The sequence below is a fragment of the Robertmurraya sp. GLU-23 genome, from assembly GCF_052983275.1.
Map to the genome: position 1 here is coordinate 1 of NZ_JBRKCV010000002.1, position 24234 is coordinate 24234.

At 35.6% G+C, this 24234-nt stretch carries 23 protein-coding genes and 1 riboswitch; of the genes, 15 read left to right on the top strand and 8 right to left on the bottom strand.

Annotation, left to right across the window (positions count from 1 at the left end; genetic code table 11):
- The first annotated feature begins 157 nt into the window (after positions 1–157).
- From ACVBAX_RS04325 to ACVBAX_RS04335, 3 genes are all read left to right on the top strand, one after another.
- On the top strand, positions 158–796 hold the full coding sequence (locus tag ACVBAX_RS04325) for a hypothetical protein (protein ID WP_447116038.1): 639 nt from the start codon (positions 158–160) through the stop codon (positions 794–796).
- A gap of 427 nt (positions 797–1223) precedes the next feature.
- Positions 1224–6263 carry a sacsin N-terminal ATP-binding-like domain-containing protein gene (locus tag ACVBAX_RS04330; protein WP_447116039.1) on the top strand — a complete coding sequence of 1680 codons (5040 nt, stop codon included), beginning with the start codon at positions 1224–1226 and terminating at the stop codon, positions 6261–6263.
- Positions 6264–6985: 722 nt separating this feature from the next.
- Positions 6986–7846: a manganese catalase family protein gene (locus ACVBAX_RS04335; protein ID WP_430773680.1), complete on the top strand. Its 861-nt coding sequence runs from the start codon at positions 6986–6988 to the stop codon at positions 7844–7846.
- A gap of 60 nt (positions 7847–7906) precedes the next feature.
- Here the strand turns inward: ACVBAX_RS04335 and trhA are convergent, their stop codons facing one another.
- Positions 7907–8554, bottom strand: a complete 648-nt coding sequence (gene trhA / locus ACVBAX_RS04340) for a PAQR family membrane homeostasis protein TrhA (RefSeq protein ID WP_447116040.1) — start codon at positions 8552–8554, stop codon at positions 7907–7909.
- A gap of 135 nt (positions 8555–8689) precedes the next feature.
- Between trhA and ACVBAX_RS04345 the strand changes: the two genes are divergently transcribed.
- The 9 genes from ACVBAX_RS04345 to ytvI all read left to right on the top strand — a co-directional run bounded on the left by ACVBAX_RS04345 (position 8690) and on the right by ytvI (position 19118).
- Positions 8690–9259 carry a DUF1836 domain-containing protein gene (locus ACVBAX_RS04345; protein ID WP_447116041.1) on the top strand — a complete coding sequence of 190 codons (570 nt, stop codon included), beginning with the start codon at positions 8690–8692 and terminating at the stop codon, positions 9257–9259.
- A gap of 227 nt (positions 9260–9486) precedes the next feature.
- A complete protein-coding gene (locus ACVBAX_RS04350; protein ID WP_430773684.1) occupies positions 9487–10752 on the top strand; it encodes an ammonium transporter in 1266 nt (421 codons plus the stop codon).
- A 60-nt stretch (positions 10753–10812) separates the two neighbouring features.
- On the top strand, positions 10813–11784 hold the full coding sequence (locus ACVBAX_RS04355) for a DUF294 nucleotidyltransferase-like domain-containing protein (protein ID WP_447116042.1): 972 nt from the start codon (positions 10813–10815) through the stop codon (positions 11782–11784).
- A complete protein-coding gene (locus ACVBAX_RS04360) occupies positions 11774–12502 on the top strand; it encodes an exonuclease domain-containing protein (RefSeq protein WP_447116043.1) in 729 nt (242 codons plus the stop codon). Before ACVBAX_RS04355 ends, ACVBAX_RS04360 begins: the two co-directional genes overlap by 11 nt.
- Positions 12503–12575: 73 nt before the next feature.
- Positions 12576–12689, top strand: a riboswitch (SAM riboswitch).
- A 64-nt stretch (positions 12690–12753) separates the two neighbouring features.
- Positions 12754–14031, top strand: a complete 1278-nt coding sequence (locus ACVBAX_RS04365; RefSeq protein WP_447116044.1) for a homoserine dehydrogenase — start codon at positions 12754–12756, stop codon at positions 14029–14031.
- An 82-nt stretch (positions 14032–14113) separates the two neighbouring features.
- Positions 14114–15970, top strand: coding sequence for an electron transport protein (locus ACVBAX_RS04370; RefSeq protein ID WP_447116045.1), 1857 nt, complete (start codon positions 14114–14116; stop codon positions 15968–15970).
- Between the two features lie 14 nt (positions 15971–15984).
- The gene (locus ACVBAX_RS04375; protein WP_447116046.1) at positions 15985–17127 is read left to right on the top strand and encodes an alcohol dehydrogenase catalytic domain-containing protein; all 1143 of its coding nucleotides are present in this window, start codon (positions 15985–15987) and stop codon (positions 17125–17127) included.
- Between the two features lie 95 nt (positions 17128–17222).
- Complete coding sequence (locus ACVBAX_RS04380) at positions 17223–17951, top strand: protein-glutamine gamma-glutamyltransferase (protein ID WP_447116047.1); 729 nt, start codon at positions 17223–17225, stop codon at positions 17949–17951.
- A 135-nt stretch (positions 17952–18086) separates the two neighbouring features.
- On the top strand, positions 18087–19118 hold the full coding sequence (ytvI, locus tag ACVBAX_RS04385; RefSeq protein ID WP_430773692.1) for a sporulation integral membrane protein YtvI: 1032 nt from the start codon (positions 18087–18089) through the stop codon (positions 19116–19118).
- A gap of 34 nt (positions 19119–19152) precedes the next feature.
- On the opposite strand, the gene ACVBAX_RS04390 is transcribed toward ytvI, so the two are convergent.
- Positions 19153–19458 carry a hypothetical protein gene (locus ACVBAX_RS04390; protein WP_447116048.1) on the bottom strand — a complete coding sequence of 102 codons (306 nt, stop codon included), beginning with the start codon at positions 19456–19458 and terminating at the stop codon, positions 19153–19155.
- Between the two features lie 287 nt (positions 19459–19745).
- Between ACVBAX_RS04390 and ACVBAX_RS04395 the strand changes: the two genes are divergently transcribed.
- The 3 genes from ACVBAX_RS04395 (at position 19746) to ACVBAX_RS04405 (ending at position 20625) form a co-directional block, all read left to right on the top strand.
- Positions 19746–20156 (top strand): hypothetical protein, encoded by a 411-nt coding sequence (locus ACVBAX_RS04395; protein WP_447116049.1) that lies wholly within the window; start codon positions 19746–19748, stop codon positions 20154–20156.
- Between the two features lie 182 nt (positions 20157–20338).
- Entirely contained in the window at positions 20339–20449 is a 111-nt protein-coding gene (locus tag ACVBAX_RS04400; protein ID WP_084362151.1) for a YjcZ family sporulation protein, read from the top strand.
- 32 nt (positions 20450–20481) lie between these two features.
- On the top strand, positions 20482–20625 hold the full coding sequence (locus ACVBAX_RS04405) for a YjcZ family sporulation protein (RefSeq protein ID WP_447116050.1): 144 nt from the start codon (positions 20482–20484) through the stop codon (positions 20623–20625).
- A gap of 39 nt (positions 20626–20664) precedes the next feature.
- Here ACVBAX_RS04405 and ACVBAX_RS04410 read toward each other — a convergent pair whose 3' ends face one another.
- The 6 genes from ACVBAX_RS04410 to ACVBAX_RS04435 are packed head-to-tail and all read right to left on the bottom strand — an operon-like array spanning position 20665 to position 24234.
- The gene (locus tag ACVBAX_RS04410; protein ID WP_447116051.1) at positions 20665–21177 is read right to left on the bottom strand and encodes a TatD family hydrolase; all 513 of its coding nucleotides are present in this window, start codon (positions 21175–21177) and stop codon (positions 20665–20667) included.
- Positions 21174–21434, bottom strand: coding sequence for a TatD family hydrolase (locus ACVBAX_RS04415; protein WP_447116052.1), 261 nt, complete (start codon positions 21432–21434; stop codon positions 21174–21176). Before ACVBAX_RS04415 ends, ACVBAX_RS04410 begins: the two co-directional genes overlap by 4 nt.
- Positions 21431–22177, bottom strand: coding sequence for an ABC transporter ATP-binding protein (locus tag ACVBAX_RS04420; RefSeq protein ID WP_447116053.1), 747 nt, complete (start codon positions 22175–22177; stop codon positions 21431–21433). The genes ACVBAX_RS04415 and ACVBAX_RS04420 overlap by 4 nt, the downstream gene beginning before the upstream one ends.
- Positions 22164–22937: an ABC transporter permease gene (locus ACVBAX_RS04425; RefSeq protein ID WP_447116054.1), complete on the bottom strand. Its 774-nt coding sequence runs from the start codon at positions 22935–22937 to the stop codon at positions 22164–22166. The genes ACVBAX_RS04420 and ACVBAX_RS04425 overlap by 14 nt, the downstream gene beginning before the upstream one ends.
- Positions 22934–23227: a thiamine-binding protein gene (locus tag ACVBAX_RS04430; protein WP_430773700.1), complete on the bottom strand. Its 294-nt coding sequence runs from the start codon at positions 23225–23227 to the stop codon at positions 22934–22936. The genes ACVBAX_RS04425 and ACVBAX_RS04430 overlap by 4 nt, the downstream gene beginning before the upstream one ends.
- A gap of 11 nt (positions 23228–23238) precedes the next feature.
- On the bottom strand, positions 23239–24234 hold the full coding sequence (locus ACVBAX_RS04435) for an ABC transporter substrate-binding protein (protein ID WP_447116055.1): 996 nt from the start codon (positions 24232–24234) through the stop codon (positions 23239–23241).

The window sequence follows — 24234 nt, forward strand, 5'->3', positions numbered from 1 at the left end:
TAGTAGTATTTAAAGGACCTAGTAATCGGATGAAGGAATCATTATTACAAAGTTAAGGAAATAGAGAGTATTGGCAAGTAACATTTTTAATTGCCGTTTAATACAATTTTTACTTGCCAAATACAATCAAGATAATCAAAAGGAAGATAGGCTAAGAATGGATGATATTATTTCTGCTGTTAATGAGGAGTCTATCAAACATTTTCAATTCTTTAGAATTGATGCTACCAAATCGTTAGAAGAGATTAACGATAGCATCGATCTGGTTGTATCAGCTATCAAAAATAAGGCTTCAAAAACTACATTGAAATGGAAAACATACGAAGAGGAATTAACTAAATTGAAACAACAAAAGTATTTATCCATTTATGACGATGTAGCGTTCATGGATATAAAGGACATTGCAAACACTGTATTTGGAAAAAAATCGAAGAGGTATCAAAGGAGTTTTTTCAAGGTGAGAGATAAAATGTGGATATGGTGTCCTAAACTATCAATTACTATAAATGGAGATGCCAAATCAGTAGCTGGTGGTTGGCTTAACTTCTTGGCTGAGGACTGGTCATCTATTGATGAATCTCATCAAGATGGTGCAATTGTTGAAGAAAGAAAAGGTAATTATATAAATGAGGTTAACCTCGATCGAGAAAGAGCAGTCTTTGCAAAGTACAAAGATAATCTTGGCTTTAATAGGTATAGATTCGTTGGGATTTTCAAAATTACAGGTATCTCTCCCGAAAATGAGAGTTGTATCAGATATATACGTGTAGATGATAAAGTGGAGATAGTAAGGTAGCTTACTATGGAACTGCAACATAATTGGAGACTATTTGAAGTGAATTAAACCAAGGGACATCGTATTTAGGTGAGACTGTGCCTCTTTTTAAAAACTTTGTCTATAGATTGATACGGTGATCATTATTATAAGTGTTCGGAAATTATTAGAACATTGGATTTTAATATAAACATCCATATTCATGTTAAGTAGATCAATTTAAATTTGAAATAAAATATATGGAATTAAAATTTAATCATACTTGAATGAGGAGACCTATTTTATATTAAGTCTTCTTTTTTTGTGTTTATAGTTTTATTAAGGAAGGAATTTACATGTGATCTTATGGGGTTTATTATTGGAGTTAATGAAATACAGATATTAAATGAAGATCGTGGATAGATTGATTATTTCTATGCAATGTGCCACAAGCGAAAGAGGGATTAAAATGAGTTTAAAGCCAGACATTGAAAAGATTTTTTTAGTCAACACCAACTATGCAAATCCTAGTCAAGCTGTAAACCAAGCAAGTTCACTTAACGCATTATCAGGTGACTTATATACAGATTCAAAGCGATTTATTTATGAACTTTTACAAAATGCAGACGATTCTTCTCAAGAAAATGAAGATGTTAAAGTATGGATAAAAATTTTTGACGATAACTTAGTCGTTGCTCATTCAGGGAGCCCCTTCACTACTCGTGATCTTCAAGGAATTTGTAATGTAAATAATGGCACCAAAAAGTCAGATTTGACGAAAACAGGATATAAAGGGATTGGTTTCAAATCGGTTTTTGGACAATCTGACAAAGTAACAATATTTACAAAAGATGAATATTTTAGATTTGATTCTTCTCATTCATTTGAGTGGAAATGGGAAGAATCAAAGATAATTTGGGAGAAAAATAATGACCGAGAATTCCAATTCCCGTGGCAAATAATCCCAATATATACTGAAGTAAATGAAGTTTTTGAGCCAATTAATCAATTTCTTAAAGATATTAATGCAAATGTTGCAACAATAATTCAAATGAAAAATGTGAATGAAACGAGTCAGGCTGCTCAAAATCTATCTCAGAATTTAAACATGTTTTTATTTCTTAAAAATATCTCTGAGATTAATTTTGAAATAACAGAATCAGTTAAAGTTGAAATTAATCGAAGAGAAAATGATAGAATCACTTTAAAGAAAGGTAACAGTTCAAACGTCGCCTGGTTGATGAATACTATAAACTTACCAGTCCCGAGTGACGTAAAGACTTCACTAAAAGATGAACGAAATATTCCAGAGAAATTACTGAATGCTGATGTTATAGAGTTATCGTTAGCTGCCAAAGTGGGTAGTGATGGTATTACTAAACTTTCTAATCAAGAAAAACTTCTGTATTCATATCTACCAACTGATGAAACTAAGTATTCCTTGCCAGTACTTGTTAATACAAGCTTTCTAACCACTGCTAATCGTGAGTCACTTCATGCTGATTCAAAATGGAATCAATGGCTTTTTAAAACAATTGCTATTGAGATTTTTAAGTGGATCTCTAAATTAGTGAAAACTGAGTTTCATTTTCAAGCATATCAATTAATACCTAAGCAAACCTTTGCTAACGAACTGGGCAAGAAATTTAATGAAGGAATTAAAGATGCTCTAAAAAATATTCCATTTGTTGTTTCTAGAGAAGGGCAGTTAATTAAAATTGAAGACACAATAGTTGATTTTACATATCTATCTGAGAAAAATTTTGTTGGTGAAGAACCTATTAAGAAATTTATTAATGGGGGAAAAATAAAAGAAGTTGGTCAATCAAAACAATTTGCTAAAAATTCAAGTTTTTTCTTTGAATTAAAAAGGCTTGGTTCTTCATGTTTTGAATGGGAAGACCTCCATGCTTTTCTTTCCTCGGTATATTTTATTAATTCACATTCAACATCTTATAATATTCAACTTATAAGACATTTTAGGAAACTCTGTGAATCTGATACAGTTAAAGATATTACAAAAGAAGTACTTATGAGACTTCCATTTATTTGGGATCATAAAAATTGCATTAATTATCCACACCAAGTATGCTTTCCTACAGCAGATGATCAAAACTGGGATAATCCTAACAGTGACTTATCTTTTTTGCATCGAGAGTTGCAGAATTGGCTTTTTAAGGATTCAGAAAGTAGACATTGGCTAGAGAGTTTAGGAGTAAAAGAAAAGACGGATATCACCTATATAACTCAGACTATTATACCGAATATCGATAGTTACATAACACCACAGAATGCCCTACAAACAATCCGAGATTTGTTTAGTTTGTATATAAAGGGAAATCTAAAAGAAGATTTGATCAGACAATTATCGAGAATAAAACTTCTTACTCAAAGAGGTTCCTTGTCTTCAGCCAAGGATTGTTTCCTATCAGATTATTATAAACCAAGGTTAGAAATTGAGAAAATAATAGACAAAGATATTTTTGTCGATGAATCGTACTGTACAAATGTCATTGAAAAGGATGAATGGAAACGTTTTTTTAAAATACTTGGAGTTCATGAAGGAATTCTAACATTACCATACACAAATAGACTTTCTAGATTAGACTTAATCAATGTAGGGTTTAATGATAAATATTTTAAAACTAAGGATAAAAAGTTTACCCCTTTTCAAACTACTTTTACAGCGGATAGTTACAGCAACTTAATAACTATGAACTATATTCAACTTACAGAAAATAACCCAAAGTTTGCTTTCGAATTTTGGTCTGATTATATAGAAAACTATTCCCCAGACATTATCAAAGCACCAGCAATTGCATATTGGGGGCATGAGAATAGACCTGGGCGGACAAGTGGTGATGAAGTCGAAAACTTTGTTCCATGGTTTGTTAAAAACATACAATGTATTCCTACTCTTTCGGAAAAATGCGAAACTGCCTCTTCTGTACTTCTTAATACAGAAGAGGTAAAGGCTATTGCCGGAAAATATTTACCTGTATTCAATGGACCTGAATTATCTCCAGATTGGAAAGCTTTTTTAAATTTTCGAACAAACTTAGAATTAGCAGACTATTTAGATTTGCTAAGTAAAATTTCATTAGATACTGATGATAAAGGAAGGATCAAGAATGATAATTACAGGAAAATACAAACTATCTACTCTGCGTTATTAGATCAATGTGTTAATTGGAGTACAGATGATATTACGAAAGTTGAAGAATGGGCTAGTACGGGATTCTTGTTAAATACGAAACAAAAGTTCACTGAATGTAATTCTCTAAAATATTTCTTAGATGGAAACGAAGTTATCTTTCAAGACCAGTATTGTTTTTTAATGCTTAATGCAGAAAATAAAAAAAATCCAAATCTAGAGAAATTCTTAAATTATTTTAAAGTTAAGTTATTGAAACAAAGTGAATTTGAGCTTATTCAAACTCAGGGAGAAGTGTGTTCGGACCTGAAAAATCTGTTGAAAACTATTAGTCCATATTTTAAAACATGGATTAAAAATGAAGAAAGTGATGAAAATACTCTAGACAGTTTAGAACAACTTCAAGATAAAATTGAAGCATTAGAAATTTTACAGGCAGAAGAGCTGAAAATTTCATATAAGGGTATTGATTTTATTAAGAGCGTGAATATTCATTTTAATGAGACAAGCCTTTACGTAACGAATCCTTGGAATGCAAATAGTGTATTATTAAAGTTATCAGAAGTTTTATGCCGTTATTTTCATCTGGTTGCACATGATAAAAAATTAGATTTTTTACTAAGATCTAATAATGTTGAGATTCAAAACTATTTTATGCAAGAAAATCTCGACATACCAGAAGAAGTTCTAGAATTAAAAAATAATTTTGATTCTGCAGCAAAGAATCAAAAAATAGATTCTTTTGCAGATATTGAGGCTGCAATCACTGGAAAAAAGGTACCTCCAGAATTCTTTCATTTATCAAGGCCTGATTATGATCGATTGAAGCATATAGAAAAACTTATAACAAGATCAGTAACTAATGTAATAAAACATCTGAATGGACTACCGGATTACGACTGTTCACATTCTTATAAAATTGCAAATAGCATTATTGGTGGCATAACAAAAAATGGGAATGAAATAACTGTAGTAGCCAGGCCATCAGATAATGATCAAGTACTAATTTATTACACATCTGAATTTGATGTTCTTGAATATGTAGACGCTGAACTTTGGTATGAGGATGGTATCAACATCCCTAAACAAATAACGTTGGGGCAACTCCTGAAAAAAACAGGAATTAATAGAATACCTATAAGAAATATTGAAATTACAGACTATGAACTTGAAACATTACTAAACAACCCTAAATCTGAAGTATTAGAATTTAATGCTGTTCCATATGTTCCACAAAAAATAGCGAGAATTATTTCATCTTTTGCTAATACGAATGGAGGAACATTGATTTTTGGACTTAAAGATATTTTACCGACATCAAATGATATTGTTGGACTTAGTACTGATTTTCAGGTTGTTGAAATTACAAAAAAAGCAATTTCCCTCCTTTCCCCAATACCAACAGTAACTTATGATTGGTTAAAAAGTGGAGAAAAATCCATTTTTGTGATTAAAACAGAAAAAGCAGGCAATGATATTCTGTTAGACAACCAAAAGTATATCAGAGAACAATTTAATAGTGTTTTAGAAGAAAAGACATCAGAGTATAAAACTAAATTAAGTGTTTCTAGTTATAGAAAAACTATAGCGATTATTATTGCAATAGAAAACTATGCTCCTAGAGAAAGGAATCAAATACCTAAAGTAAAATATGCTACTAATGATGCACTTAAATTTAAAGAAGTGTTGATGAAATCGATGGGTGTAGATGAAAATGATATATACATGTTTATAGATGAACAAGCGTTGAAAAGTAGTCTAGAGTATGATTTTAAAAGTTTATTTTATTCATTAACAGAAGAAGATCGCATAGTTTTTTATTATGTGGGACATGGTTTCCATAATGGTATTACGAATTATCTATCAACTTACGATATGCATAGAAACAGCATTACTGAAACTGCAGTTTCATTACGTAAGATTTTACTTGATCCTTTACTAAAATCTAGATGTAAAAATGCACTTATTTTTATAGATGCTTGTGCACAAAGCTTCCAGGATGAAAATGAGCGAAATACTATTACTCATATTAATGATGAGGAAATAATATTGCTTACAAGTGAGTTTCCATACTATGCAACATTTCTATCTTGCCAACCAGGACAAAGCTCTTATTCAAGCGACATCTTGAATAATGGAATATGGACTCATCATTTAGTTAAGGCAATAAGTGGTGATGTACCAGAAGTCCTGCATAGTAATAAATATATTACTGACAGATTATTGAATGACTATCTTTCTAGTAGTGTATCGGTATATGCACAAGAGGAGCTTGGATATAATCAGGATCCGAAAGCTATTCTGGATTCAAACTATGAAAATGTAATTGCAGAGATAAAAAATGATAATAATTAATGCCTAGATGTCAATGTGTAGGTAATCTAAAAACCTTAAAGTAAGTAGTTGTAAGGTTTATGCAAAACCCTTATTTTACAAATGAAGTGATTTAATAACTTTTCTCCAAGGAACCAGTAGCTCTTCACGACATCATCTTTGTCTATTCAAGGCATTTTGAATACGGAAGAATTTTAATGGAAATAAAGAAATGGCAGAAATCAAAATAAGCTTAAACAAGTATGTATAGCATATGCGAAATATAATTTAAAAAATCACGGTGGCATATCATAAATAAAGTAAAAAATATTTTTTTATTTATTAACCGAGACCAACTATGGTGGAGATTTTACAGACAGAGTAATGTGTAGTTAATAGAAATAATAAGTATCTGTGGCATCATTTTGGCATCAAACTTAAGATAACTATCAAATACCATAGATAACATACTTTAATAAAAATGGCCATAAACCCTGATATATAAGGGTTTATGGGCATTATCGGTAACAAGAGGTAACGGTAGATAATATAGTAGTAGACCTTGACAGGGTGGGGGTCGGGGGTTCAAGTCCCTCACAGGTTATACTAAAAAAGCTCGAAACCTTGTTATTTAGGTTTCGAGCTTTTTTAATTTCCTAAATTGATATTTATGGACAGTCACCCAATACCTAATGAAACCATACAATAACATTGCGGTTTTATAAGGAATTTATAGATAGCCACATAAGTTGGAGGGTGACTCAATGTTTTATCATGTGAAAGAACTTCAATATCAAGCCAAGCCTGAAAGACCGGATCCGCTCTTTGCTAAAAATCTGCAAGAAGTGCTAGGTGGACAATTCGGTGAAATATCTGTTGCTTTGCAATATTTATTCCAAGGATGGAATGTGCGTGGAAACGGAAAATATAAGGATTTATTAATGGATACGGGAGCTGAAGAATTAGCTCATATTGAAATGTTAGCCACTATGATTGCTAGGCTTTTGGACGGAGCTCCGGTAGGTGATTTAGAGGAGGCTGCTAAAGATCCGGTAATTGGTGCAATTTTAGGAGGGATGAACCCGCAACACGCAATTGTTTCAGGTCTGGGTGCAATGCCAGCCGATAGTGTTGGGAATAGATGGACGGCAGATTATATTATTGCTAGCGGAAATTTATTAGCTGATTTTAGAGCCAATTTAACTGCTGAATCTCAAGGAAGATTACAGGTAGTTAGATTGTATGAAATGACGAATGACCGAGGAGTTAAGGATATGCTTTCCTGGTTAATCGCTCGTGATACGATGCATCAAAATCAGTGGATTGCAGCCATTAAGGAGCTAGAAGCTAAAGAAAATGTTGTGGTTCCAAGCACGTTCCCACGTAATTTGGAGAAAAGAGAAGTATCACATGTGTTGTTTAATTTATCCGCAGGAAATGAAAGTGCAAGTGGTCGATGGGCTAGTGGTCCAAGTATGGATGGTGAAGGAGTATTCCAATATGTTGAAAATCCAGTACCTCTTGCCAAAAAACCAAAATTAAACCCTGCACCACCTTATATTCATGATACACCTCCTGCTGTACTAAAAGATACAGCGGGAAAAATACCTCCAAGTATGATGTAATATTTAGATAAAAGCCATTATCTGTGTATGGATAATGGCTTTTATTGTTTCGATTTATTTTTATAGTACATACATATACACGCATAGGAAGTGAGCAGTCGATCCGAGCATGATGAAAATATGAAAAATCTCGTGAAACCCCATAAAACGTGATTGAAGAAATTTAGGTTTCGCTCCGTAAATAATACCGCCAATTGTATAAAAAATTCCTCCTAAAACAAGTAGGAATAAACCAGAACTGCTCAAAATATCTGCAAGGGGAGAAGCGACAAAGATTACCATCCAACCCATTACAATATAAATAACTGTTGATAACCAACGAGGACAATTAAACCAAATCATTTTAAATAAAACGCCGCAAAGAGCAGCAAACACGATAATAGTAAACAGAAGCCAACCGGTAAATCCATTTAGACTAATTAAACAAAAAGGAGTATATGTCCCTGCAATGAGAATAAAAATCATTGAGTGATCAAGCCTTCGCAGAAAAGCAATGACCGAATCTTTTGCAACAACCATGTGATATGTGGCTGAGGCTGAATAAAGCAATATCATACTTATCCCAAAAATGATAACAGATGTAATTGCCAAAGCGGAGCTCGTTGTTAAGGAAGCTTTAATCACCAACGCTAAGAGGGCGATAAACGATAGAATGGCTCCGGCTAAATGGGTAAGACCATTGATAGGTTCTCTAATATAAGAAAGCATGTGCTTCTCTCCTTTTTATATGTAGTTTTTATAACTACTTAATATAGTATACGTATTGCGACAACTAGTCAACATTTACTAATAATGAATTGTGAAGTAAAATTGAAATGTATATAAACGAAAAGGGAGATTATTATGAAACATCTTGATGAGCTTATTGACGAGCTAGGATTGCAGCAACAAATTACAATGGATGACATTCCAGCAATTGATTTATATATGGATCAAGTGATTCAATTATTTGATCAGAAATTTAATGATACGAAAAGAAATAAAGATGAGAAGTTATTAACGAAAACGATGATAAACAATTACGCAAAGGATAAATTGTTTATTCCAATAAAAAATAAGAAGTATTCAAAGGAACACCTTATACTCATTAGCCTCATATTTCAGCTTAAGGGTGGCTTGTCTATTAATGATATTAAGACTACATTAGTTGGTTTGAACGACGGTATTCAAGCGGGTAATCTGGATTTAGAGAAATTTTATTCATCCTATCTAAATTTGGCCATGAAGAATGTTACATCTTTTAACGAAGAGGTAAAATCACACTGGCAAGATGTGATTGAAGAGATGGAAGATACCACGGAAGAAGCTAATCTTTATTTAAAAAATGTTCTCCTAATCGCCTCCCTAATAAATATTAGTAATCATTATCGCCGAGTAGCTGAAAAGCTCGTTGATGAAATAAGCACGAAATAACACCATTTTCCTTGTGGAAGATGGTGTTTTTTGTTGTCGAACGATATAGAAAGGGGTTACATTAAAGTTTTGTTAGATTATCTTACATGGTATTTTAAGAATGTTTGTAAATATTATTGACTCTTTATAGATATGGTTTAAAATAAACTTAATCGAACTAATGTTATATTTTATGACATTATAATGTTAAGTAAAGTTACACAACAATTATAAGGGGGAAAAGAAAAATGGATGTAAACTACTTAATGAATAGTCTCTGGGTAATGGTATCGGCGGTGTTAGTTATCTTCATGATCGGTGGATTTATCATGCTAGAAGCTGGTTCCACTCGAATGAAGAACGCGGGTCATATTGCTGGTAAAACCATTTTTACATTCGGTTTATCGTCACTAGTATTCTGGGCAGTAGGTTTTGGATTTATTTTTGGTGACAATGCTAACTTCTTTGTAGGTTTATCTAACTTTTTCTACGGTGGGGCAGAATTAGATTTAGCGCTAAATTCTTCGGTATTCTTTTTATTCCAATTAGCATTCGCAGGAATTGCTATTACAATTGCTCTTGGTGGCTTTGCTGAACGTGCGAAATTATCCGTATATTTAATTTTTACATTATTGTTCTCTGCATTAGTTTATCCGGTAGTTGCTCATTGGATCTGGGGCGGTGGCTGGTTAGCAGAACATGGAAAGCAAGACTTTGCTGGCTCAACAGTTGTTCACTTAACGGGAGCTATGGCGGCATTAGCAGCTACTATTCTATTAAAACCACGTATTGGGAAATATAATAAAGATGGATCTGCAAACAATATTTATGGACATAACCAAGTATTTACAGCATTAGGTGTTCTTATTCTTTGGGTAGGTTGGTTTGGATTCAATGCTGGTAGTACTGTTTCCGTTGACGCTGGATTCTTTGGATTTGTAGCACTTAATACGAACTTAGCTGCAGGTGCTGGTGCGGTGGCAGCACTAATTATTTCCTGGGTTGTATTAGGGAAGTCAGATATTCCAACAATTTTAAATGGTGCACTAGCAGGTCTGGTTGCTATTACAGCATCATGCGCATTCGTTGATACTTGGGCAGCGGTTGTTATCGGATTTGTTGCTGGAATTCTAGTATTCTATAGTGCGAGATTCTTTGAAAAACGTAAAATTGATGATCCGATTTTTGCACTATCTGTTCACGGTGCTGCAGGAGTATGGGGAACGCTTTCTACAGGGTTCTTTGCAACACCAGAATTAGCAACAGTTGGTAAGCCAGGGTTATTCTATGGTGGTGGATTAGAACAACTTGGAGTTCAAGCAATGGGTGTTGGGGTGTCTGGACTATACGCGTTTGTAGTATCGTTCGCTATCCTTGCGATTGTAAAGAAAGTAATCGGTGGCCTTCGTGTTACTGAAGAGGAAGAAATTATGGGTCTAGATGTAAGTGAACATGGTAGCTACGGTTATCCAGAAGTATTTTTAACTAGTGAAAACCAAAAAGTTTCTTCATAATTAATAAGGAGAGCCTCATTTTATGGGGCTTTCCTTATCTACTTAAAGGGCGTGTAAGATTTGAGTTCATATGAATCAATAAAATTATGGAAAGAAACTCATGTTGCAGGGTATTTATCAAATTCAGAATCTCTAAATAAGTTTCACGACGAGATTATGATAAAGGTATTTGAGACTGCGAGTGCCCGAATGACTGCTGAACCTCCGTGCGCCTTTGTATGGTTTATTACAGGTAGTGGGGGACGATTTGAACAAGGATTAATAAGTGACCAAGATCATGGGATTATTTTCCAAGAAAATAGTCGAGAGGCAGGTTATTATTTTAGTGAATTAGGAAAGGAATTATCAATTGGACTACAGATAGTTGGTTACCCCTTCTGTGATGGCAAGGTAATGAGTTCAAATCCACTATGGTGTCAAACAGCTTCGAGTTGGAAAAAACAGGTGGTAAGTTGGATGGAGGAGAGCAGTTGGGTTTCGATTCGTAATCTGCAGATTTTCTATGATGCTAGAAAACTTGTAGGTGACCCTGATCTCCTTTATCATCTAAAAAACGTGATTCACGAATATAGTCACTCCCACCCTCAATTTTTAAGCCGATTATTAGAAAATGTTAAACATGTCAAAAAGACGATTGGTCCCCTAGGACAAATCATTGTTGAGGAGAAGGGAATTCATGCTGGATCTATTGATTTGAAGTATTCTGCTTTTATACCATATGTGAATGCAATTCGGCTATTGGCATGGAAAGAAGGGATAATTGAGACTAGTACGATAGGCAGATTAAAAGAGCTAAACAAATTAGAAAAGTATGAGGATTTATCTCATTACTTGGAGAATTTTTCGCAACTTCTCCAGTTTCGATTAGAGTACCTTTCATTAACGTCTTCTTATGATGATTCTCACTACTTGTATGTAAAAAAACTTACGAAAGATAATCAAAAACTAATTAAAAAGATACTAAAGGATGGAAAGAAGCTGCAGCAATACGTACAAAGAATGATTGAAAAGGGTGGAAACCATGGCGTTTGAACCGTTTATTCATTTTGTGAGGGGAATCCAGGGGAAGCTTGGGACAAATGTATATAGTGGCTTACAAGGACAAAACGGTCAGCATGTTGCCTTTTTGCGTCAAATTCAAAAAGAACTGAATTCAGAGAATGCTTTACTGGTTCCATTGTCTGAATTAGAGGTGACGGTTTTTGACCTTGAAACAACGGGTTTCTTTCCTGAAAAAGGCGATGAAATTTTGTCTATTGGTGCTATAAAGACAAAAGGTGCGTATGTGAAGGAAGCCGAATCCTTTTATTCTTTAGTTCAATATGATAAAGAACTTCCACTCCAGGTGAAGGAATTAACAGGAATTTCTGAAGAGGAACTAAAGAGTGCACCACCGTTATCAAATGTTCTTCTGGATTTTTATCACTTTGCTAGAGGGACGCCACTTGTTGCACACCATTCAAATCATGAAAAAAACTTCTTGCAAGCAGCGAACTGGAAACAATTCAAAGCCCCTCAAAAACATCGCATCATTGATACATCATTTCTATCAAGAGTTGCCGATCCAGAATTAACTCAAAACAAGCTTGAGGATATTTGCGAGAGATATGGGATAGAAGTATTGGACAGACATCACGCATTAGGAGACGCTAAATTGACGGCTGTTCTTTGGTGTATTTTTATTGATAAAGTTCAGCAAAAGGGATATGAGACTCTTCAAGATATATATAATCTTATGGCAAAATGGTAAGATTCTATAAATCTTCTTTACTTTTAAAAAAAGTTTGTGCTATTATTATCCATAAATGAATTTAATATTGGATTTCTTATCCAGAGTGGTGGAGGGGCTGGCCCGATGATACCCGGCAACCGATTTTCTATTTATAGAAAACACGGTGCCAATTCCTGCAAAGCAATCGTGCTTTGACAGATAAGAAGAGATGATAACAATAAACCCTCTTCTTTAGAAGAGGGTTTTTTATTTTATCAGAGGAGGAAAATATGATGGAAACGGTGAAAGTGGTTCTTTTAGGATTTGGTACGGTAGGTTCAGGTGTCTATGATTCCATCCTTCATACTCATCAGGAGAAGCTAGAACATGTAATTGGTAAAAAGGTTGAAATTGTTGGTATATTAGTGAAGTCAGAAAAGGAACGCCAACTTCCGCAAAATATTATTGTCACTACAAAGATTGACGAAATCTTAGCTCTGCCGAAAATAGACTATGTGTTTGAAGCGATTGTTGGTATTGAACCAGCCTATTCCTATACAAAGTTATTTTTAGATCGGGGCTGTCATGTTATAAGTGCAAATAAGGAATTGCTTGCAAATCGTGGTGAGGAGCTTACGGAATATGCTTTAAATAAAGGTAAGTTCTTAACGTTTGAGGCAGCCGTTGCGGGGGGAATTCCTTTACTTAGAACGATTATTCAACTCCTCCAAGTGAATGGGATTTTAGTTCTAGAAGGTATCTTGAATGGAACAAGCAATTACATCTTATCGAAAATGAGAAATGAAAAATTAAGCTTTAGAGAATGCCTTCAAGAGGCACAACAACTCGGTTACGCAGAGGCTAACCCAGAAAGTGATATTTCTGGTAGAGATGCATTCTATAAGCAAATGATTTTAAGTAGTTTAATCTACCATGAGCAGCCCGACTGGGAAAAGGTTGAAAGAATTGGGATTGAAGAAGTCACATTAGAAGATCTTGCCTTAGGTGAGGGATATGGATTAAGGTTAAAGCTTTTGGCCACTTTGAAAAAAGAGGATAAGGGAATCAAGGCAACCGTAAAGCCAACGTTTGTAAGTACCGAACATCCTCTTTACAATGTGGAGGGGGTAGACAATGGCATAGTTATTAAGACCGATTTGGTTGGGACTCTTATGCTCCAAGGACCAGGAGCTGGTTCAAAGGCTACTGCAAGTGCTATGATTGAAGATTTAGTACAGATTGAACAACAAAAACAACCCTTGCAAAAAGTTGATCGATATAGCTATCAAACTCAAAATGAAAATGAGAATAATCCAAGGATTCGATTAGCTGTATTTCCACTGCAAAACAAGGAAGAATGGCTGAGTTTAAAAGCGGTTATAAATGAAAACTCTAAGCGTGTAAATATACTTCAAGAAGTTGTTAAAGAGCTTGGTGGTAGTATTTACGGAAGTTTCTTATACGAAGGTGAGCTAGAGGATATCAAGCTACCTGTCTTATATAAACGTTACCCTGTATCACCTATCGGTCTAAAAAGAGATCAATTGATTGTGGTTAATAGTTTTTAGGGAAGACGCATAATCATTGCGTCTTTTTTTTGTATCGTAAAGCTCCATAGGGCAAATAATATGTTTGCTATGGAGGTGCTGAATGAGAAAATTTTTAATTTTGTTTGGAGTAATTATGCTTATCTTCGGTGTTGCTATCTATACATTAACAAATGTTTCCATTGACTTTGCCTTTGTGCCAGAAGCAGAAGACGTAAGGGAGCCAGAAAAAAAATCGAAAATAGCTTCTATGTCAAGCCAAGTGGAGATGGGGACACCAGAACAGATAGAATTAGGGCGAAAATTATTTTACGAAGAGACCTTTGGAAATGAAGTGTTTTTTTCAGATGTTTTAGGTATGTTTAACGGAGCTTTAACACTGGGGAACATTGGAAAGGCAATCTTAAAATTAAATGGGGAAGGAACGAATAACCTGAGGGTTGAAGCGTATAAAGATTTTTCAGCTGGTGATTTCAGCATAAAAAAAGGTGACTTCATTGATACGGGTCTGGATGTGGCTAAGGGGGCTAAGGTCCCAGTTGGATTCAAGGTCGTGTTTGATGAAGGGAGATTAAAAGCAGGTGTTAGCTGTGCTGCCTGTCATGCTACAGTTGATGAAAAGGGGAAAATTATGGAGGGAGTCCCGAATACGGATTTGCAAATCGGTCTTGCTCTTGCGATGGGTACCAACACAGCCTCCTATTTTACTCATACAGAATTAGAGGATATTAAAAAGTTTATTAGTCAAAGTTCTGCACAAATAGAAACATCGAATGGAACAAAAGATACCTTACCTGATATAGATAAGTTTGAAAAATTCGTGGATACAGAGTTTATTAAATGGCCTGCAGGGAGTAATGACACAACCATTGATTTACATAATAATCCTGTTCAAGTTCCTGATGCGATGACGAATGGTGATCGCCCATTTGGGTGGAGCGGACAAGGTCAAATCGGTCCTTTTAATGGGATTTCCGCAGCGATTAATAATGCCCATTCACAGAATATGGATGCGGTCTCAGCCTCTGAGATAAGTAAGTATACGATGAAAATAGATAAGGAAGTATACTTGGGAACCGTTTTACAAAATGCTGCGAATCCAAAGTATCGTTACGATGGAAAGTCTTCGCAAAAGCCATCTGAATTTTTTGCGAAAGTAGACCCCACCCCTGGAGTACCAGGAGTGAACAGATTGACTAAATCTCCCACCTATCCAAAAACCTCCTATATGACATCTGTAGGGGTCCTATCGAGCTCGGCTGGGTATAAGGTATATGAACAATTAAATGCAATGAGTGCATACATGAATTCTCTTTCTCCGGTACCAAGTGGAATAAAAAAGGATAAAGAAAAATCAGAGAAGGGTGAAAGAGTATTTACAAAAGCAGGATGTATTTCTTGCCATGCAGGGACTTTTGCAACGAGCAATAAATTGATTTCTGTGGAGGAACTAAAAACAAATGCCTCACGTGCAAAGGGTTTTTCGGCATTAAAGGACTATCACGATGTACCAAAAGTATATGAAGATGGAACGCCTGTCCCCCTGCCTGAAAATCCGAAAGTAAATGTGATAAAAACAACACCTGAACAAGAGGAGTTGCTTCAACTAGCTTGGGGCTTTTCAAATACAAAGGGAGCTTACAAAACGATAAGCCTTTATAACCTTTCTAGAAGTGCCCCTTACTTACACGATGGTGGAGTTGCTGTTGGTTCAAATGGAGAGGTTGGAGTAACAGAAACCATTTTACAAGGGAAGCTTCCTGATCCGTACCATAGTCTAAAAGCGATGGTTGACTCAAGGTTAAGAGAAAGAGTGATTGAAAGCAATGCAAAGAACAAGAGTTTATTCACAGCGAATGTCACTGGTAAAGGACACTCTTTTTGGGTAGATCAAACAACAGGGTTTTCTGAATCAGAGCAGGATGCACTTATTCACTACTTGCTGACTCTCACTGATTAGAAGGGGTGAATAAGTTGAAGGCTGTAACTTATCAAGGCTTATTACATGTCGAAGTGAAAAATGTACCTGATCCAGTCATTCAGCTTCCAGATGACATCATTGTGCGAGTTACTGCATCTTCGATTTGTGGTTCAGATTTGCATCTATACCATGGAATGATCCCAAGTCTTGAAAAGGATTATGTTATTGGACATGAAGCAGTTGGAATCGTTGAAGAAATCGGAAAAGAAGTAACTGGAATAAAAAAGGGTGATAAGGTGGTTATCCCTTTTAATATTGCTTGTGGACATTGTTTTTACTGTGAAAATGGTCTAGAAAGCCAGTGTGATCTTGCGAATAAAGAGGAAAAGCCAGAAGCGGGTGCCATGTTTGGTTGTTCACGTCTGTACGGAGATTATTCTGGAAGCCAAGCAGAATGGTTAAGAGTTCCATTCGCAAATTTCACTCGGTTTAGAGTGCCTGATGACAATGAGCTACAAGATGATGCTTTAGTTCTCTTAGCTGATGCACTCCCAACTGCCTACTGGGGAGTAGTGAATGCAGATGTAAAGCCAGGTGATACGGTTATAGTAATAGGATGCGGTCCGATTGGATTGTTAACACAGAAGATTGCTTGGCTAAAGGGAGCGAACCGAGTTATTGCCGTTGATCGAATTCCGTATCGATTGGAACATGCAAAAAGAACCAATGGGGTAGAGGTATTCAATCTTGAGGAGATATATGAGCTATCGGACCTTTTGTTAGAGATAACCAAAGGGGGAGCAGATATTGTTATTGATTGTGTGGGAGCAAGTGGTAAAATGACACCGGTTGAACTTTTCGAAACGGCACTTTTTCTGCAAGGGGGCGGCCTTACAGCAATTAAGATGGCGAGCCAAGTTGTTAGAAAAGGAGGAGTTGTACAACTTGTTGGGGTGTATGGTCTTAGGTATAATGGATTTCCTTTGGGTGATTTTTTTGCCAGAAATATTACACTGAAAATGGGCTTTGCCCCGGCAATACGAAATACGCCATTCCTTTACGAGTTAGTGAGTAAAGAGAAAATAAAGGTTAATGATATTATCACCCATCACATACCTTTAGCTGATGGTGAAAAAGCGTATAAGTTATTTAATAAAAAGAAAGAAAATTGCTTGAAAATTATATTAAAACCGTAAGGAAAGGGGGCGAATGCCCCCTTTTTACGTTATAAGGGGCCTCTTTTCCCATCGAAGCATAGCATGTAGTAATGGAGAAAGGAGATCAAGGATTTATGATTATCGTTGCGGGAATGAATGTAGAGACACCCCCTTTTCAATTATCCAGCAAACAAGCAGAAAATTTTCACTTCTTACTGAATAGTAGTGAAGTGCATAGATATGTTCATAGTAGAGAACTTTTATTTGAATTGATGTTACGAGAAAATATGATAAATAGTGCTAATGCATTGAACGAAAGTGAAGTGGAATTTTCCGTATTTCAAACGTCAAAGTTCCACTCTGTATATTGGTCAAAAACATCAAGAGGTTATATGCTTAAGCCAAATGTGCTACCATCTGATGCAATAAAAGATATTTTTCATAATGGGTCAGAGTACGGGTTTGAATGCTCGACAGCCATCGTTGTAATATTTTATTATGCTGTTCTTCAATCCATTGACGAAAGAGCTTTTAATCGTCTTTTTAATCATCTACTCGTATGGGATTGGAGTTATGATGAGGATCTAGGCATTATCACAAAAGTGGGATCAGATTTTATTCCGGGGGATGTGATGTATTTTTACAATCCAGATTATCATAATCCGGTTTGGATTGGAGAAAATGTTGTATTTCTAGGTGAAGATAAATACTTTGGTCATGGGATTGGAATTGGTACCGCGGAAGAAATGATTAAAGCCCTTAATACTTTGAGAAAAACAGATGCCACGAGATCTGCTCACTTAATTCACCAACACAGTCGTTTAAATTTTAAGTATTTATCACAGTTTTCTAAGCAAATATAATGAGTTGGTAAAGGACAATCGATCCATTTATTAGAAGGGGTCATTGTCCATTTATATTTATTTCATGTTAACTCTTTTTTCCATATGAAAATGGCTGTATACTAATACTATGGAAGGAAAGTAGGAGAGAAATACATGCTAAAAAAGCTTCTTATCATTATCATCTTGTGCAGTGTAGGATTTTTCTTACTGCCGTATAGTTTACCATTAGTTTTTGCTTTAGTTACAGCTATATTTTTAGAAGGATTAGTTGAGTTTTATAAAAATAAACTTAAGATTGCACGAGTGCATGCGGTATTAGCATCATTCTTAACGTACATATTAGGTTTAGTAATCATTGGCTACCACTTTTTTACTTTAGTCATTCAACAAACTCTTCGTTTATCAGAGAGCACTCCGACTTTTGTAAAGGATTTTTATCGGAGTACCATTTTACCAATAATGGGTAGTTTAGAAAGATATTTACAAACACTTCCAGAAGAAGTGTTAAAATCGATGGAAAACACGATAGAGTCAAGTATCGCTTCCTTAGATGCCTTCTTACAAACTATGTTTGAAACCATCATATCTTTATTAACAGCCATACCTGGTTTTTTAATTGAATTTTTAGTATACTTGGTTGCTTTATTCCTGTTTTCATTAGAGCTACCTAGATTAAAAGAGAATATAAAAAGACATCTAACAGAGGGAAGTTTAAAGAAAGCATCCCTTGTCATCAATCAGCTTACATGGGCAGGGGTTGGCTTTATAAAGGCTCAGCTATTTTTAAGTGTAATTACCTTTGTGATGGCATTCACAGGATTATGGATTTTAGGTGTTTCAAATAAAACTCTTTTATCATTATTAATAGTCATTGTAGATATATTACCTATTTTGGGTACAGGCTCTGTTCTAGTCCCTTGGGGAATTGTGGCAATATTACAGGAAAATCAATTGCTAGGAGTAGGATTAATTATTTTATTCGGGTTAATCACAGTAATAAGAAGGATCATTGAGCCGAAGGTATATTCGAGCAGTCTAGGGATTTCACCACTAGCATCTTTAGTAAGTCTTTATATAGGATTTAAGCTTATTGGTTTTCTTGGTTTATTTTTAGGCCCGGCTATCGTTATTGTTTACGATACATTAAAAAAAGCAAATGTTATTAAAGTAAACTATAAAATATAAAAACGAAAAGCCATCGATGGATGGCTTTTCGTTTTTAATCCCAATCTTCATATTTGACAATTCCACCGGTTAAATCAAGCTCTGATCGATCTCCTTTGTAGTACAGTTTTCCGTTCTCATATACAATCAAGTTTTCATACGTATATACTTTTTTCCCACTCGGTAAGATGATGATGATTTTTTCCCCTGGTTCGTCAATCTTAGGTTGATCAGTAACGTTAGTATTATTAACGTAAAGCTTTGCTACTAAAAGGAAAAGTACGATGAGACAAACTAGTAAGAAAACAATTTTCAAACTGACCCAAGGTTTATATGTCATGTATCGTTTCAATCGACTCACTTTTGTTCTCCGCCTTTACTTCTATCTACCTTTAAATCTATGCAGGAATAAGATGGAAGTTTCCTTTTTTCATAAAATCTATTAAACTACTTTAGAATGGTTTTTTTAAAATTAGAAGGTAAATGTACAACAATATTGGTAATGTATGATAGAAACATACAACAAACGTCCTGATCTTGAATAAGAAAAACAAAACGACAAGTACTTGCTAGGTCAATTGTCCAATTTTTAAAATCGACAAATTGTGATATGTTATGCATACATACGAAAATGAGGAAATAAAGGAAATGGAAAAGATGAAAAAAAATATGGCGTTAATTTTTAAAACGATTGATGGTGTCTCTCTTTGGAAAATTAATAGAATGCTAAAGAAGCTTTCTAGATCAAAATTAATGATTTTGGAGCAAATAAAAGATGAAAAAATTGTTATTCATCTTCCTTCCAAGAAGGAGAAAGAAGTAACGAGTCTCGAAATGAAAAGGCAATTACTTAAAGAAGTAATTCAATTGGATGGTTTTGAATCCTTCAATGTAAGTGTATTAGAAAATTGTCGACCAATTTATAAAGAACAAATTACTCAATTTGGTCTATATCGTTGGATTGAACTTCCCTTGCCAAATCAGATTCAATACGAATATAATTTTGCTGAAATGAAAGAATCTATTATTAATAATTATGAAATGAGACCGATCATGTAGAAACAAGAGCCTCCCCAATTAGGGAGGCTCTTGTTTTGGGTAAAGCCTAAACTAGTTTGAAATCCCTGTCGCCCCTGTACAAGCCGCCTCCGCTTTTTACCTAAAAAAGGGCGTTTGACTATTCGCACATTTTGGGTTTCTTACATAGGATATATTGACTTACAACTAAGGAGGTAATTTAAATGTCAGAACAATTTGGTGGATACGGCGGAGGTTTCGCTCTGTTAGTAGTTTTATTTATCCTTTTAATTATCATCGGTGCTTCTTGGGGCTTCGGCGGATACGGTTACTAATTTAATTGGAAAATAGTAAAGGAGGAATAGATATGTACGGATACGGATATCCTTACAGCGGTTGCGGCTATACTGCTCCAGCAGTTGGTGGCGTTGGGTACGGCGGTGGTTTTGCGCTAATCGTAGTACTTTTCATCCTATTAATCATTGTTGGTGCTGCTTGCTTTAAGTGGTAACAAAAAAGAATGAAGGTGGGGTTCCTCACCTTCATTCCTTTATAAACGAAAGAAATGTTTTGTATTTACATACAGTGTTTCATATGTCTTTTCCGGTGAGATAGCTTTCAATTCAGAAAGTTGTCTTATTGTTTGATGAATCATGTTAGGATGTGTCATTCTGCCGCTAAACGGTCCTTCAAAGGGCCAAGGACCGTCTGTTTCTACCATGATCTGTGAAAGGGGAAAGCGCTTTGCGATATGTTGAATTTCTTCTTCGTAAAAAAGGTCAGGAGTAAGCGAGATGAAGTATCCGTTCTGAATGATTCGATCCATATCTTTATCAGCTCCTTTAAACCAGTGGAAATGAGCATTTTCGATACTATGCCTTTCTAACATAGCGCAAACGGTTGGCACGTCATCATAAACTGCATGAAGCGAGATAGGCAAGTTTTTCTTGTTAGCCAGCTTTACCCACTCTTCGAGTAATTCTAGATACGGTTCCAGAGAGGAATTCCAGGAAGTAGAAGTCCGTAAGTAAAAGGGGAGGCCAACCTCTCCAACCGCTATCATCCATCAAAATGTGAGTACACCCATTGAAAAAGGTCTGCCATTTCTTCATCTGAACCTATTGCTTGCTCAGGATGGTATCCAAACGCTGATTTGACATGAGGGTATATCCTTGAAAAATACGAGTTCCTTTTGCATGATTCTAAGTCATAGGAAACGCTTATGAGCATTTCAACTTCGTCAAGTGTCTCCATCATTATCTGAACCTCTGCATCTACATACTTATCTAGATGCAAGTGGCAGTCGATTATTTTTCTCATATCTGATCAACCTTTTCTTTTAAAAAATCATGAATCATTTTTTTGTACTGAAGAAATTCCCCGGAGAACATTATTTCCTCGTTTCTTGGTCGCGAGAAGGAAACAACAACCTCTTGTTTGATTTTTGCAGGTTTATCGGATAATACGAGTATTCGGTCGGAAAGAAAGAGTGCCTCCTCTATATTATGGGTAACAAAAATAATGGTTTTTTTGTACTGTTCCCAAATCGAAAGTAGCCATAACTGCATTTCCTGACGTGTTAATTCGTCTAATGCAGAAAAGGGCTCATCTAAACAGATGATGGGCTGCGGACTAAGTAGTGCCCGTAAAAATGCAACCCGTTGCTTCATACCTCCTGAAAGTTCGTGAGGAAAAGCATTTCTATATTCTAATAGCCCCGCTTTTCGCAGCATATCTTCTGCCAATTCGTAATCCTTTTTAGCTTGCAGCTCTTGTCCAAGGACAACATTTTGAATGATTGTGCGCCATGGTAGTAAGGAAGGGGTTTGGGGCATATAACTAATATGTCCTCTGTTACCTGTAATGTCATTTCCTTCGAGTATAATGGACCCTGATTGTGGAGCCTGCAGACCACCGATTAATTGGAAAATTGTACTTTTCCCACTGCCAGAGGGACCAAGAATCGTTACGAACTCCCCGTGCTTAATAAAGAGGTTGAGATCATCTAAGATTTTTTTATTACGATAGAAAAAAGACACATTTTGTAATTCAAGAAGCTCCACGATTTTTCCCCTCAGCTTTCCAACGAATAATAAATCTCTCCAACCAATTGATCATCATAAAAAATAACAAACTTAATACCATAATGAGAAATATCGCAACAAACACTCGATCGGTTCGAAACGATGAGGATGATAGTGTCATATAGACTCCAATACCCTTTTCAGATCCTAACCATTCAGATATAACGGCTCCCATGACACTGTAAGTGGCTGAAATTTTCAGCCCTGAAAAGATCGAAGGGAGGGCAAATGGAAATTCAAGTTTCCAAAATAATTGTCGTTTTGTTGCTCCTGCCATTCGCATATAATGGAAGAGATCTGCAGCAACCTGGCGAAATCCATCCATGGCTGAAATGGTAATTGGAAAGAAACAAACCAGAGTGATAACAATTAATTTGGGTAATAAACCGAAGCCAAACCATATCACAAGAAGTGGAGCAAGTACGATAATGGGTATATTTTGCGATAAAATAAGAAGCGGATATAAAGACTCTTTTAAAAAAGGGATATTATGTAAAATAAAAGCAGTTAACAGACCTACGGTAACTCCAGAAACAAAGCCAAGAAAAATAAGCTGAATGGTGGATGTAAGGTGTACAGAGACAGTGCCCCAACCATTTATGAGTTCGTTAAAAATTTGTGAAGGAGTTGGGAGAAGCCAATTTGGAATCTCAGTAATTCTTGCTGTGAATTCCCAGCCAATGAATAAAAGGAGGAGAACTAAAATTGGTCTCCATCCTTTTTGTAATTTTTGTATCATGAACGATATTTCTCCGTAAGTGTATCCATTTTAATTCCACCTGGTTGATATAGAATCTTCACCTGTGAAATAACATTGCTACTTCCCATTTCAATCATCTTCTCATTCATTTTCGTAATGACTGCAAAAAGTTCCTGAAGATCACCCTCCATAGTTGTTTCTAAGGGATGAACTTCATACTTTACTCCTGACGCGTCAATAATGGCTATTGCTTCATCTACGTAAGGAATCACATTTTCACCGTTTTTTGTCTTAGGGATAATTTGTATACTAACAAGTGCGTTTGTCATATGATCAACTCCTAGTGTGGTAAAAATTCATTAGTAAAGGCTTTTTCTGCTTCTAACTCTGATTCTAACAACCCATTCTCAAGCATCCAAGAAGCATAGTTTTCCCATACTTCTAAACGTTGCTCTCCCCATTGGTCTGCATCGTCTTGATATTTGGTAGCAAGCCATTCCTGACTTTTCTTTACAAGCTCTGCGTCAAGCTCTGGAGCAGCTTTGATTAGGACATCCGCCGCATCGGAAGGGTTGTCGATAGCGAATTCATAGCCTTTTGAAGCGGCTTTCACAAAAGCTTTTACTGTTTCTGGATCATTGTTAATCATGTTTTCACTAGTTGTTAGCACAGGTGTATAGTAGTCTAGCTTTTCGGAGTAATCGGTTAAGTAAACCATATTGATGTCTTCTCCTCGTAATTCTGCTTCCACGCCTGTCCAACCGTAGTATATCCATGCAAAGTCAATATCACGTTCAACAGCAGTAAAGAAATCCGCATCGCCTATGTTTACAATATTCACCTTTTCTACATCTGCTTGTTCTTGCTTCATAAGGGAGTCGATGATGGATTGTTCTACAGGTGAGCCCCAGCCACCGTATGTTTTTCCTTCAAAATCCTTAGGAGATTGAATATTTTTAGATGCCGGTGATGCGAACCCAGATGTATTGTGTTGAATGACTGCAGCTATAGAAACAAGAGGTACCCCTTGAACTCTTGCCTGTGTAATACCCTCTTGATAACCTACACCAAAGTCTGCTTTTTCTGAAGCAACAAGTTGATCAGCACCAGCTTCTCCAGGCATCTGAATGGTCACATCAAGACCTTCGTCTTCAAAAAAGCCTTTTTCTTTTGCGACATATAGCCCTGTGTGATTTGTATTTGGAGTCCAATCAAGAACAACTGTTACTTTTTTTAAGTCAGCGCTTGATTCCTCCTTTTCTGTTTGTTGTTCATTTGTTTCTGAACATCCTGCGAGTAATACAGAAGCTGCAAATGCAACTATCCATTTTTTCAT